Here is a 13,277-nt window from a genome sequence, read left to right as displayed (position 1 = left end):
CCGGGCGACGCACCATCGCACCATGCTCTGGTCCGACCCTGAGAACGAGCCGCCGAAGGAACTGCGTGACACGCAGGCCATGCTTCGGCGGCTCGGCATCCTCATAGCCGTGGCCATGCTCCTGGCCATGCTCGTCCTGGGCATCCTCTGACCGCCGCACGACGCGCACCCCGTACGGCGGGTGGCCGTAAGGCGGGTCGGCCGCGCCCGGCAGGCGGGCCGGGCACGCGCGAAGGCGGAGGCGGAGGCGCAGCCCGTACGGCGGGCGGGCCGGGTACGGCGAGAAGGGGGCGTGTCGGGGGGTGTCCGCCCGCAGCGGTTGGCGCGTCAACCCCTCCAGCCTCCCAGCCAAACGATTCCGCGCCGTTCCGAGGACGGACACCCCCCGGCGCGCCCCCGACCCACCCACCGAACCCCACCCACCGAACCCCAGGCGCCGCACCCCCCACGACGGGACAGCCGCGCCCCATCAGGGGCGCGGCTGTATCGATATGCGGCTCCGCCGCGCGGGCGCGAACAACCCCCACCCACCCGCACCCGACGAACTCCCCCACGGCCAACAGACACACACCGGCCCCGGCCGCCCCAAAAAACCGGGCTGCCAGACACCCGAACCGGCCAACCGCCGGAGGCAATACCCTGACCCCATGACCGCCCCGCACCCCCGCCGCCGCCTCGTGCTCGCCTCCCAGTCCCCCGCCCGGCTGAATCTGCTGCGCCAGGCCGGCCTCGCCCCGGAGGTGATCGTCAGCGGGGTCGACGAGGACGCCGTGAGCGCCCCCACCCCCGCCGACCTCGCCCTCGCCCTCGCCGAGGCCAAGGCCTCCGTCGTAGCGGCGAAGCCCGAGGTCAAGGGCGCCCTGGTCATCGGCTGCGACTCGGTCCTCGACCTCGACGGCGAAGCCCTCGGCAAGCCCGCCGACGCCGAGGAGGCCACCGCCCGCTGGAAGTCCATGCGCGGCCGCGCCGGCACGCTCCAGACGGGCCACTGCGTCTACGACACCGCCACCGGCCGCTACACCTCCGCCACGGCCTCCACGGTCGTCCACTTCGGCGACCCCACCGACGAGGAGATCGCCGCGTACGTGGCCTCGGGCGAGCCCCTCCACGTGGCGGGCGCGTTCACCCTCGACGGCCGCTCGGCCCCGTTCATCGACGCCATCGAGGGCGACAACGGCAACGTCATCGGCATCAGCCTGCCCCTGCTCCGCCGCCTGCTGGCCCAACTGGGCGTGGGCATCACGGAGCTGTGGACGCCCCGCGAGAACTGACCCGGCCGCTCACGAAGCACTGGGTGCCGGCGGAACGGCCGGGGCGGCCCGCTCCGGCCCACCCGCCGTCGCCGTGTCACCCTCGGGCCCGCCTCGCCCATCCGGCCCACCGGACCCATCCGGCCCGCCGGACCCGCCCGGGACCGCGTCAGCGACCCCGTCCTGCCGGTCGTACGTCAGCAGCGTGAGCAGCACCAGCCCCAGCACCACCATCATGAACGCGAACGCGCCCCACCCGACCAGCCCCACGGTGAGGGCCCCGAGCAACCCGTGCACGACGGCGGCGCTGATGAGCAGGATCCTCCCGAGCCCGGCAGCCGGCCGGTTGCGCAGCGCGACGAGCAGGGCGACCACACCGCAGAAGACGAAGTAGAGGCCGAAGAGGACACCCCCGGCCTTCGTGGAGACGGACATCGCGTCCGAATCCAGCCCGGCGAGCGACATCTCCTGCCGGTCCACGACCGTACCGAGGAGCCACTGCACCGCGGCGATCCCGAGCCCTTCCACGAACAGCACGACCGCCGTCATCACCGCCACCGGTCTGCGGATCACCGGCCCCACCCACTTCCGCTCTCGTCCTGCTGTTCTCAGCGCCTCGCACACCCCCGTCGTTACCCCAGGTAGGTGTTCGGGCCAACGCGAACGCTACTAACGGGTAAACCCCGGGACAAGGGTTCTCACCCGAGCAAAGAATCGTTGGGCCATTAGTAGGGACTCCACAAAGAAACCCAACCTGCCGCAGCATGGCCACACAGAGACCTTGACCACATCGGAGGGCTAGGGTTTTCGCGTGGGGTCCTGCGCAATGCTGCGCGACAAGGGATTTCGCCGGTCGAGCGAGCCTCGTTCACGCTCCGTGTGGGCAAGCTCACCATTATGGACGGGTCGAAACGCCGTGTCGGCAGTCCCTAAACTCGGCTTGTTTCAAGGAGAGGGAGCCATCGTGCGCAAGGTGTTGATCGCCAACCGAGGCGAAATCGCTGTCCGCGTCGCCCGGGCATGCCGGGACGCCGGGATCGCGAGCGTGGCCGTGTATGCCGAGCCGGACCGGGACGCACTGCATGTGCGGGCCGCGGACGAGGCGTTCGCGCTGGGTGGTGACACGCCGGCGACGAGCTACCTGGACATGGGCAAGGTGCTGCAGGCGGCGAAGGACGCCGGTGCGGACGCGGTCCACCCCGGCTACGGCTTCCTTTCGGAGAACGCGGAGTTCGCGCAGGCGGTGCTGGACGCGGGTCTGATCTGGATCGGCCCGCCGCCGCAGGCGATCCGCGACCTGGGCGACAAGGTGGCCGCCCGTCACATCGCCCAGCGTGCCGGCGCCCCGCTCGTCGCGGGCACCCCCGACCCGGTCTCGGGCGCGGACGAGGTCGTGGCGTTCGCCCGGGAGCACGGTCTGCCGATCGCCATCAAGGCCGCCTTCGGCGGCGGCGGGCGCGGCCTGAAGGTCGCCCGCACCCTCGAAGAGGTCCCCGAGCTGTACGACTCCGCCGTCCGCGAGGCCGTCGCCGCGTTCGGCCGGGGCGAGTGCTTCGTGGAGCGCTACCTCGACAAGCCCCGTCACGTGGAGACCCAGTGCCTGGCCGACAGCCACGGCAACGTGGTCGTGGTCTCCACCCGTGACTGCTCCCTGCAGCGCCGTCACCAGAAGCTGGTCGAGGAGGCCCCGGCCCCCTTCCTCTCCCCGGCGCAGAACGCCGAGCTGTACGCCGCGTCGAAGGCCATCCTCAAGGAGGCCGGCTACGTCGGCGCCGGCACGGTGGAGTTCCTGGTCGGCCTGGACGGCACGATCTCCTTCCTGGAGGTCAACACCCGCCTGCAGGTCGAGCACCCGGTCACCGAGGAGGTCACCGGCATCGACCTGGTCCGCGAGATGTTCCGTATCGCCGACGGCGAGGAACTCGGCTACGACGACCCGCCGCTGCGCGGCCACTCCTTCGAGTTCCGCATCAACGGCGAGGACCCCGGCCGGGGCTTCCTGCCCGCCCCCGGCACCGTCACCACCTTCGCCCCGCCCGCCGGCCCCGGTGTCCGCCTGGACGCGGGCGTGGAGTCCGGCAGCGTGATCGGCCCGGCCTGGGACTCCCTGCTCGCCAAACTGATCGTCACCGGCGCCACCCGGCAGCAGGCCCTGCAGCGTGCCGCCCGCGCCCTGGAGGAGTTCCACGTCGAGGGCATGGCCACCGCCATCCCCTTCCACCGCGCGGTCGTCACCGACCCGGCGTTCGGCCCCGAACTCACCGGCTCCACCGACCCCTTCACGGTCCACACCCGCTGGATCGAGACCGAGTTCGTCAACGACATCAAGCCGTTCGCGACCCCGGCCGACACCGAGACCGACGACGACACCGACCGCGAGACCATCGTCGTCGAGGTCGGCGGCAAGCGCCTGGAGGTCTCCCTCCCGGCCGCCCTCGGCATGACCCTGGCCCGCACCGGCCTCGCGGCCGGCGCCAAGCCCAAACGCCGCGCAGCCAGGAAGTCCGGCCCGGCAGCCTCCGGCGACACCCTCGCCTCACCCATGCAGGGCACCATCGTCAAGGTCGCCGTCGAGGAAGGCCAGGAGGTCAAGGAAGGCGACCTCGTCGTCGTCCTGGAAGCCATGAAGATGGAACAGCCCCTCAACGCCCACCGCTCCGGCACCATCAAGGGCCTCAGCGCGGACGTCGGCGCCTCCATCACCTCCGGCGCCACCATCTGCGAAATCAAGGACTGACCCGCACGGCTCGACTCCGCCGCACACCCGCGCCCCGTAGGGGGCGCGGGGAGCCGCGCGACCAGCCACTACCGACCGGGCACCCGCGCAACGTCCGCATTCACCCGAGCTCTTGGGCTGAACCCGCCACCCGGCGAAGAGAGCAGGTGACCCCGTGCCGACCACCCGGCCCATGCGAGCCGACGCACGCCGCAACCGCGACCGCCTGCTCACCGAGGCCCGCCTGGCCTTCGCGGCCCACGGGACCACCGCCTCGCTGGAGGACATCGCCCGCCGGGCGGACGTGGGCATCGGCACCCTCTACCGCCACTTCCCCAACCGTCAGGCCCTCCTGAGCGCGGTCTTCGAGGAGGCCGTCGGCGACCTGCTGGCCCGCGCCCGGGCACAGCTCGACGCGCCCGAGCCCTGCTCGGCACTGCTCGCCTGGCTGCGCGACATCATCACCCACGCGGGCGAATACCGAGGTCTGGCCCAGGCCCTGATGACGGTCTCGTACACGGACTCCCGCGCCGTGGACGAGAACCCCTCGGACCTGGCCCGGTGCTGCGCCCCCATCCGGGAGGCGGGCACCGCCCTCCTCCGGCGGGCGCAACACGCCCACGCCGTACGCGACGACGTGTCCATCGGCGACCTGCTCCAGCTCACGCACGCGATCGCGCTGGCGGCCGAGGAAACCCCGGACGACCCGGAGTTGGCCGACCGCCTGCTGACGCTGACGCTGCGCGGCCTGAAGCCGTAACCGACGAGACGCCCCCGGCGAAGCGACCTACGACCTGCGACCTGCCTCGCGACCCGCCCCGGACGACGTGACCGCGAGATGCCCCCGGCACCCTGACCGGCGAAGCGACCCGACGGCCCGACTGGCGGCGTGCCCCGGATGACGTGACCGGCAAGACGCACCCTGCGACCTGACCGGCGAGGCAACCAACCGACAGCCTGACTCACGACCCGCCCCGGACGACGTGACCGGCGAGACGCACCCGGCGGCGTAGGGCCGCGTGGGCTACCGGCGTCGCAGGTCCGCGACCCGGGCCGCGCGCTCCCGCTCCCGGTCACCGGCCGGCGGCTGGTCCCCCAGGACCGTGGCGGTGCGCAACTGCGGCGCGGAGCCGTGGACCTGGTTGCGGCGGGGCCCCGGAAGGGGGACGTCCCGGCGCGATGGGCGCGCCGGGACGGGATCGCCTCCCGTACCACCGCCGCCCGCCGCCCCGGCCACGGAGATCTGCACGCCCTGATCGGCCAGGGCCTGCAACTCGGTGACCGCGCGGTCGTCGTGACCGGGCGGGTCGTCGGTGACCAGCCGGGTGACCACATCGGTCGGCACCGTCTGGAACATCGTGTCGGTGCCGAGCTTGGTGTGATCGGCGAGGACGACGACCTCGGCGGCAGCCTGGACCAGCGCGCGGTCGACGGACGCCGACAGCATGTTGGACGTGGACAGGCCGCGCTCGGCGGTCAGTCCGCTCCCGGAGAGGAAGGCCTTGGAGACGCGCAGCCCCTGGAGGGACTGCTCGGCGCCGGAGCCGACCAGGGCGTAGTTGGAACCGCGCAGGGTACCGCCGGTCATCACGACCTCCACACGGTTGGCGTGGGCCAGCGCCTGCGCCACCAGCAGGGAGTTGGTGACGACGGTCAGCCCGGGGACCCGCGCGAGCCGGCGTGCCAGCTCCTGCGTGGTGGTCCCCGCCCCGACCACGATGGCCTCGCCCTCTTCGACGAGGCTCGCGGCGAGGTCGGCGATGGCCGTCTTCTCGGCGGTCGCGAGATGAGACTTCTGCGGAAAGCCGGACTCCCGCGTGAACCCGCCCGGCAATACCGCACCGCCGTGCCGGCGGTCGAGGAGTCCTTCTGCCTCCAGAGCGCGCACGTCCCTCCGTACGGTTACTTCGGAGGTCTGGACGACGCGAGCGAGCTCACGGAGCGACACGGCTCCGTTGGCCCGCACCATTTCGAGGATCAATTGACGACGTTCTGCAGCGAACACGAAACTGACAGTAACGCCAACGACCATCTGCTTTCAGCAGTTTGCGCCGAATAGCAGAAGTTGTTCGCAGGGTGGGGCGAGAAGTGATATAGGGACCATCCGGGACGGAAGTCGTCAGACACCCCCTCGGACAACCCGTCGGCAAACCCGTCGACGAACCGTCGACAAACCCGTCAGACGCCGTCGCCGGCCTTGCGCGTGTGGAGCTGGCGCGCGACCTCGGCGATCGAACCCGACAGGGACGGGTACACGGTGAAGGCGTTCGCGATCTGTTCCACGGTCAGGTTGTTGTCGACCGCGATCGAGATCGGGTGGATCAGCTCCGAAGCGCGCGGGGAGACCACGACACCGCCCACCACGATGCCGGTGCCCGGCCGGCAGAAGATCTTGACGAAGCCGTCCCTGATGCCCTGCATCTTGGCGCGCGGGTTGCGCAGCAGCGGCAGCTTCACCCCGACGGCGTCGATGACCCCGGCGTCCAGGTCGGCCTGGGTGTAGCCGACGGTGGCGATCTCGGGGTCGGTGAAGACGTTGGACGACACGGTCTTCAGGTTCAGCGGGGCCACGGCGTCGCCGAGGAAGTGGTACATGGCGATACGGCCCTGCATGGCGGCCACGGAGGCGAGCGCGAAGACACCGGTCACGTCACCGGCGGCGTACACGCCGGGCGCACTCGTCCGGGAGACCTTGTCGGTCCAGATGTGCCCGGACTCCTTGACCTTGACCCCGGCCTCCTCCAGGCCCATCCCCGCGCTGTTGGGGATGGCGCCGACGGCCATCAGACAGTGCGAGCCGGAGATGACCCGCCCGTCGGCGAGCGTCACCTCGACCCGGTTGCCCACCCGTTTGGCGGACTCGGCCCGGGACCGCGCCATGACGTTCATGCCGCGCCGCCGGAACACGTCCTCCAGGACTCCGGCGGCGTCCGGGTCCTCACCCGGCAGCACACGGTCACGGCTGGACACGAGCGTGACCCGGGACCCGAGGGCCTGATAGGCGCCGGCGAACTCGGCACCGGTCACACCGGACCCGACGACGATCAGCTCGTCCGGCAGCTCGTCCAGGTCGTAGACCTGCGTCCAGTTGAGGATGCGCTCGCCGTCCGGCTGCGCGTCGGGCAGCTCACGCGGGTGTCCGCCGGTGGCGATGAGGACGGCGTCGGCGGTGAGCGTCTCCTCGGACCCGTCGGCGGCGCGCACCACCACCTTGCGCGACCCGTCGAGGTCCTGCTGCCCCTCCAGCCGCCCGCGCCCGCGCATGACCCGCGCGCCGGCGCGCGTCACCGACGCGGTGATGTCGTGCGACTGCGCCAGCGCGAGCCGCTTCACACGCCGGTTGACCTTGCCGAGGTCCACACCGACGACACGCGCGGGCATGTCGATGTGCGGGGTGTCGTCGGCGACGATGATCCCCAGCTCCTCGTACGAGGAGTCGAAGGTCGTCATCACCTCGGCCGTCGCGATGAGGGTCTTCGACGGTACGCAGTCGGTCAGCACCGACGCCCCGCCCAGACCGTCGCAGTCCACGACGGTCACCTCCGCGCCGAGCTGCGCGGCCACCAGCGCCGCTTCATAGCCGCCGGGTCCGCCACCGATGATCACGATCCGAGTCACGTACTCCATTGTCCCGTATGGACCCCGATGCCACTGAGTCGGGGGGCGGATCCAATCGGACGCCTGCTCCACGGGGACGCGGACGCGCCCCCGGGATGCCCGCTTCCGGGGACGGGGACGTCGGCCCGGAGGGCCGTTTCAGGGCGCGGGGAACTGCGCGACCAGCCACGACGGACCCGCACCCGCCGCACCGCGGTCGCCCCCGAGCCCATGGGCGCCCGGCCCCGAGCGGAGCGCTCCCGTACGCTCTCCCCCATGTCGCTCTACGCCGCCTACGCCGGCAACATGGACGCGCGGCTGATGTCCCGCCGTGCCCCCCACTCCCCGCTGCGCGCAACCGGCTGGCTCAACGACTGGCGGCTGACCTTCGGCGGCGAACACATGGGCTGGGAGGGCGCGCTGGCCACGGTCGTCGAGGCACCCCGCTGCCAGGTCTTCGTGGCGCTCTACGACATCGCCCCCATGGACGAGGAGGCGATGGACCGCTGGGTCGGCGTCGGCCTGGACATATACCGCCGGATGCGGGTCCGCGTACACACCCTGGAGGGCGAGGAACCGGCCTGGGTCTACGTCCTCAACGGCTACGAGGGCGGCCTGCCCTCGGCCCGCTACCTGGGCGAGGTCGCGGACGCGGCGGAGTCGGCGGGCGCGCCCCACGACTACGTGATGGAACTCCGCAAACGACCCTGCTGAGGAGCCGGCCGGGAGGGCGCGAGGCACGTTTCGCGCCCGGACTGCCTGTTGGAAACGACAAGACAACGATCCCGATCCCGTGAGCCCCGTCATCTACGCGCGTAGGCTCCGACCGGATACCCTCATCGCGTGAACGCATCTCTTCTTCCGGACGACATCCAGGGCGACCCCTACGCCGCCGCCGACGCCGCCGCCGCGCGCCTGCGCGAGCTGACGGGCGCCGAGACCCACGACGTCGCCCTCGTGATGGGCTCCGGCTGGGCTCCGGCCGTGGACGCCCTCGGTGCCCCCTCGGCCGAGTTCCAGGTCACCGAGCTGCCGGGGTTCCCCCCGCCGGCGGTCGAGGGCCACGGCGGCAAGGTCCGTTCGTACAAGATCGGTGACAAGCGCGCGCTCGTCTTCCTGGGCCGCACGCACTACTACGAGGGCCGTGGCGTCGCCGCCGTCGCGCACGGCGTCCGTACCGCCGTCGCCGCCGGTGTGAAGACGATCGTCCTGACCAACGGCTGTGGCGGTCTCCGCGAGGGCATGCGTCCCGGCCAGCCGGTGCTGATCAGCGACCATCTGAACCTGACGGCGACGTCGCCGATCGTCGGCGCGAACTTCGTCGACCTCACGGATCTCTACTCCCCGCGTCTGCGCGCCCTGTGCAAGGAGATCGACCCCTCGCTGGAGGAGGGCGTCTACGCGCAGTTCACGGGCCCGCACTACGAGACCCCGGCGGAGGTCCGCATGGCCCGCGTCATCGGCGCGGACCTGGTCGGCATGTCCACGGTCCTGGAGGCCATCGCCGCCCGCGAGGCCGGCGCCGAGATCCTGGGCATCTCCCTCGTCACCAACCTGGCGGCCGGTATGACGGGCGAGCCCCTGAACCACGAAGAGGTCCTGCAGGCGGGCCGCGACTCGGCGACGCGCATGGGCGCGCTGCTGACGCAGGTACTGAACCGGCTGTAGCGCCCAAGAGCTCATAGGGTGCCTGTGCGTCGGCGGGTGCGGGCGGGTGGGGGCTGGTCGCGCAGTTCCCCGCGCCCCTGGGAAGCAGGGGCTGCGCCCCTTGCTTCTCGGCCCGCGGAGCGTCGTCTTCCAGGCCCACAGGGGCCTGCCCTTTGAGGGGCACGGGGACAATCGGCCCCACGCCCCACGAACGAGAGGTTGACCCCCGTGCACGACGACCTGATCGCCCGCGCCAAGGCGTGGCTGGCCGAGGATCCCGATCCGGAGACCCGGGACGAACTCGGCAAGCTGATCGACGGGGCGGACACGGCGGAGCTGACCGCCCGCTTCTCCGGCACCCTCCAGTTCGGCACCGCGGGCCTGCGCGGGGAGCTCGGCGCCGGCCCCATGCGCATGAACCGCTCGGTCGTCATCCGCGCCGCCGCGGGCCTCGCCTCGTACCTGAACGGCAAGGGCGCCACCGGCGGCCTCGTCGTCATCGGCTACGACGCCCGCCACAAGTCGGCCGACTTCGCCCGCGACACGGCCGCCGTGATGACCGGCGCGGGCCTGCGCGCGGCCGTCCTCCCCCGCCCCCTGCCCACGCCCGTCCTGGCCTTCGCCATAAGGCACCTGGGCGCGGTCGCCGGCGTGGAGGTCACGGCCAGCCACAACCCGCCGCGCGACAACGGCTACAAGGTCTACCTGGGCGACGGCTCCCAGATCGTGCCCCCGGCCGACGCCGGGATCGCGGCCGAGATCGACGCCGTACGGACCCTCGACGACGTCCCCCGCCCCGAGGCCGGCTGGGACACCCTCGACGACAGCGTCCTGGACGCCTATCTGGCCCGTACGGACGCGGTCCTCGCGCCCGGCTCCCCGCGCACCGCCCGCACGGTCTACACGGCCATGCACGGCGTCGGCAGGGACACCCTGCTCGCGGCCTTCGCCCGCGCCGGCTTCCCGGAGCCCGTCCTCGTCGCCGAGCAGGCGGACCCGGACCCCGACTTCCCGACGGTCGCCTTCCCCAACCCGGAAGAGCCCGGCGCGATGGACCTCGCCTTCGCGAAGGCCGACGAGACGGACCCCGACCTGATCGTCGCGAACGACCCCGACGCCGACCGCTGTGCCGTCGCGGTCAAGGACGGCTCCGGCTGGCGCATGCTGCGCGGCGACGAGGTCGGCGCGCTCCTGGCCGCCCACCTGGTCGCGCGCGGGGCCCGGGGCACCTTCGCCGAGTCGATCGTCTCCTCGTCCCTCCTCGGCCGTATCGCCGAGAAGGCGGGCCTCCCGTACGAGGAGACCCTCACCGGCTTCAAGTGGATCGCCCGCGTCGAGGGCCTGCGCTACGGCTACGAGGAGGCCCTCGGCTACTGCGTCGACCCCGAGGGCGTCCGCGACAAGGACGGCATCACGGCGGCCCTCCTGATCACGGAACTCGCCTCGCAGCTCAAGGAGGAGGGCCGCACCCTCCTCGACCTGCTGGACGACATCGCCGTCGAGCACGGCCTGCACGCCACCGACCAGCTCTCGGTCCGCGTCCAGGACCTCTCGCTCATCGCCCGCGCGATGGAGCGGCTCCGCGAGCGGCCCCCGACCGCCCTCGCCGGCCTGTCCGTGACCAGGGCGGAGGACCTGACGCGGGGCACGGACAGGCTCCCGCCCACGGACGGCCTGCGCTACACGCTCGACGGCGCCCGCGTGATCGTCCGCCCCAGCGGCACGGAACCCAAGCTCAAGTGCTACCTGGAGGTCGTGGTGCCGGTCGCCGGCCACGCCGGTCTCCCGGCGGCCCGTGAGAAGGCGGCCGGCCTGCTGGCCGGGATCAAGCGCGACCTGTCGGCGGCGGCGGGTATCTGACCGCTCCCCGCCCCTCCCGACCACGGCGAGGCCCGGCCGGTGATCCGGCCGGGGCCTCGTGCGTTCGGGCGGAGGCCTCGTGCGTTCGGGCGGAGGCCTCGTGCGTTCGGGCGGAGGCCTCGTGCGTTCGGGCCGGGGCCTCGCGCATTCGGGCCGAGGCCTCGCGCATTCGGGTCGGGAAACGGCCAGGGCCCGGCCGGGGGGAGCGGTTACGGCACCAGCACCAGCGCCGCCACCCACAGCACGGCCAGCACCGCGCCCAGCGGCCACAGCGGCCGACCACGGCCCCCGTACTCCCCCTCGGGCCGCAGCGCGGGCTCCCGCCACATGGCGGTGATCTCGGCGGCGGTCCTCTCGTAGGGGTGGACCAGACGCAGCTTCCGCTCCAGCCAGCGCCAGCGCTCCGCCCGGACCGTCCAGGTCGGGAACGACTCCCGGCGGCTGTCCACCACCAGCACGGGTCCGCTGCACTGGACGGTCAGGAGGTGGTCCCACTCGATGTGCCGGGTCCGGCGCCAGCCGTTCAGCCACAGGCCCGAGCGGTCGGCCGTGATGCGCCAGGCGAGCATCTGGGGCAGCACCAGGACTCCGAAGACGCCGACGAGGCCACCGAGGACGTACTGCTTCAGCCCGTTCGGGTACAGCCCGATGGCGGCGATCGCGACGATCATGACGAGGGCGGCGGTCCAGTCGGCCCAACCCGACCGCCAGCGCCGTACGGGCACCGGCGCGTCCCCCAGCCTCGCTCTGCTCTCCGCGACGGCCGTGGCACGCAGTTCCTCGTGGACGACGCTCCGCTTCGCCCGGGCCCGCTGCGCGGCGATACGACGCCGTACGGCCCGGTCGGACAGCGGTCGCACCGGCCCGCTCGACGACTCGACGACCAGTTCCACGGGCGAACCGCCCGTCCCCTGGGGCTCCTGGGGCTCCTGGGGCCCGTCCGGCTTCTCCGCCGCGCTGACGATCACGATCTCGGCGCCCTCGTGGGGCGGCCCGTACAGCACGGCCTCGCGCAGGGGGCCGGGCTGTTCGTCATCGTCGTCCTCGACGTTCCTGACGGTGTCGAGGATTTCGTCCGGCCCCTCCGGGCTTCCGTCGGGCCCCTCCGGGCTTCCGTCCGACTCCTCCCGGCGGATGCGCTCCTCGACCTCCTCGTCGCTCTCGTCGTACCACTCCTCGGCCGCGACGGTGAAGAGCGGCCGCAGCGCGTCCACGTCGTCGGCGGCGAAGACCTCGGCGTCCCCGTCGGCGCCGTCGCGGACGAGCACCCGCAGCACCGGCACGGCGGTGCCCCGCAGCGCGGCGGACCGGCGGCGCCCCAGCCACCCGGAGAGCAGCGAGGTGAGCCCCCAGCCGACCACGAACCATCCGACGAGCGTGGCCTCGTGCCGGTCGGTGGCGACGTCCCAGCCGGAGGTGAGAGAGAGCAGCCCCGCTCCGAGTACGGTCAGCACGCAGCCGAGGCCCATGAGGAACCGGCCGCGCCGCAGCGGCCCCGCCTCGTCCGGCACCGTGGCGGTCGCGCCCTCGGCGGCCGCCAGGGCCCACTGCCGCTGGAGCCTGCGCTTGCCGAGCCGGATCTCGGCCGTGGCCCAGGTGAAGGTCACGGCGAGCAGGCCCAGCAGGGTCGGCACGTCGTGCGATCCCCCGAACCAGCCGAGCACGAACAGGAGAACGGGCGCCGAGAACCGTACGACCTCGGGCCTGACCAGGGTCCACACCAGTTGCAGCGGGACCAGCACGGCGAGGGCGGCGGGCACTTCGGCGAAGTTCGCCAGCCAGAAGCCGACGATCAGACCGCCCGGGACCACGGCGAGGAGGTGCAGGGGGCGCGTCCGGGCCGGCACCCAGACGGGCGGCCGGGTCCGCGCCCAGGCGTCCATCTTCTCGCCGCTCCAGGCGACGCAGTCCTCGGGCACGGCGGACACGGGCAGCCGTAGCGGCTGTGCGGGCCCCTGGGGCTGGGGCTCAAGCTTGGTACTCATCGTGGTGTGGTCACTCCGGCCGCCGTCGTGGTCGCGCCGTTCGCCGCACGCGATCCGACGCGATCCAAGCGGACCTGGCTGTGAAGGCGGGACGCACGGGCACGTTCTGTCCCGACGCACCCTGGTTCGTGGTGAGTTGGGTTGTCGCATGCTTCCCGGACATCTCGTCCGGCACGTTTCCCGCCACCATAGAACAGATGCCCAAAGCGCTTTCCCGGGAGC

The 13,277-nt window shown here is 72.5% G+C and carries 11 protein-coding genes; 7 read left to right on the top strand and 4 right to left on the bottom strand.

The window, feature by feature from the left end:
* Positions 1-22 precede the first annotated feature (22 nt).
* Both mmpB and OG202_RS31100 read left to right on the top strand, forming a co-directional pair.
* Complete coding sequence (gene mmpB, locus OG202_RS31105; RefSeq protein WP_326578213.1) at positions 23-151, top strand: morphogenic membrane protein MmpB; 129 nt, start codon at positions 23-25, stop codon at positions 149-151.
* Between the two features lie 496 nt (positions 152-647).
* Positions 648-1,271, top strand: coding sequence for a Maf family protein (locus OG202_RS31100; RefSeq protein WP_326578215.1), 624 nt, complete (start codon positions 648-650; stop codon positions 1,269-1,271).
* Between the two features lie 9 nt (positions 1,272-1,280).
* Here the strand turns inward: OG202_RS31100 and OG202_RS31095 are convergent, their stop codons facing one another.
* On the bottom strand, positions 1,281-1,823 hold the full coding sequence (locus OG202_RS31095) for a hypothetical protein (protein WP_328223930.1): 543 nt from the start codon (positions 1,821-1,823) through the stop codon (positions 1,281-1,283).
* A gap of 391 nt (positions 1,824-2,214) precedes the next feature.
* Between OG202_RS31095 and OG202_RS31090 the strand changes: the two genes are divergently transcribed.
* Both OG202_RS31090 and OG202_RS31085 read left to right on the top strand, forming a co-directional pair.
* Positions 2,215-3,987, top strand: coding sequence for an acetyl/propionyl/methylcrotonyl-CoA carboxylase subunit alpha (locus OG202_RS31090; protein WP_328223929.1), 1,773 nt, complete (start codon positions 2,215-2,217; stop codon positions 3,985-3,987).
* Positions 3,988-4,159: 172 nt separating this feature from the next.
* Complete coding sequence (locus tag OG202_RS31085; RefSeq protein WP_327728049.1) at positions 4,160-4,726, top strand: TetR/AcrR family transcriptional regulator; 567 nt, start codon at positions 4,160-4,162, stop codon at positions 4,724-4,726.
* A gap of 264 nt (positions 4,727-4,990) precedes the next feature.
* On the opposite strand, the gene OG202_RS31080 is transcribed toward OG202_RS31085, so the two are convergent.
* Together OG202_RS31080 and OG202_RS31075 are read right to left on the bottom strand one after the other, a co-directional pair.
* Positions 4,991-5,998, bottom strand: a complete 1,008-nt coding sequence (locus tag OG202_RS31080; RefSeq protein ID WP_326578223.1) for a DeoR/GlpR family DNA-binding transcription regulator — start codon at positions 5,996-5,998, stop codon at positions 4,991-4,993.
* 146 nt (positions 5,999-6,144) lie between these two features.
* Positions 6,145-7,593, bottom strand: coding sequence for an NAD(P)H-quinone dehydrogenase (locus OG202_RS31075; protein ID WP_326578225.1), 1,449 nt, complete (start codon positions 7,591-7,593; stop codon positions 6,145-6,147).
* A 246-nt stretch (positions 7,594-7,839) separates the two neighbouring features.
* Here OG202_RS31075 and OG202_RS31070 point away from each other — a divergent pair, with 246 nt between their 5' ends.
* From OG202_RS31070 to OG202_RS31060, 3 genes are all read left to right on the top strand, one after another.
* Positions 7,840-8,277, top strand: a complete 438-nt coding sequence (locus OG202_RS31070) for a gamma-glutamylcyclotransferase (RefSeq protein WP_326578226.1) — start codon at positions 7,840-7,842, stop codon at positions 8,275-8,277.
* 129 nt (positions 8,278-8,406) lie between these two features.
* The gene (locus OG202_RS31065; RefSeq protein WP_327728050.1) at positions 8,407-9,231 is read left to right on the top strand and encodes a purine-nucleoside phosphorylase; all 825 of its coding nucleotides are present in this window, start codon (positions 8,407-8,409) and stop codon (positions 9,229-9,231) included.
* A 207-nt stretch (positions 9,232-9,438) separates the two neighbouring features.
* The gene (locus tag OG202_RS31060) at positions 9,439-11,070 is read left to right on the top strand and encodes a phospho-sugar mutase (protein ID WP_327728051.1); all 1,632 of its coding nucleotides are present in this window, start codon (positions 9,439-9,441) and stop codon (positions 11,068-11,070) included.
* Between the two features lie 209 nt (positions 11,071-11,279).
* Here the strand turns inward: OG202_RS31060 and OG202_RS31055 are convergent, their stop codons facing one another.
* Positions 11,280-13,055, bottom strand: a complete 1,776-nt coding sequence (locus OG202_RS31055; protein ID WP_327728052.1) for a hypothetical protein — start codon at positions 13,053-13,055, stop codon at positions 11,280-11,282.
* Positions 13,056-13,277 lie beyond the last annotated feature (222 nt).

The organism is Streptomyces sp. NBC_00310 (genome assembly GCF_036208085.1).
Classification (GTDB): domain Bacteria; phylum Actinomycetota; class Actinomycetes; order Streptomycetales; family Streptomycetaceae; genus Streptomyces.
The sequence above is the reverse complement of the archived record's forward strand: the minus strand, read 5'-3'. Positions and strand labels throughout refer to the sequence as shown.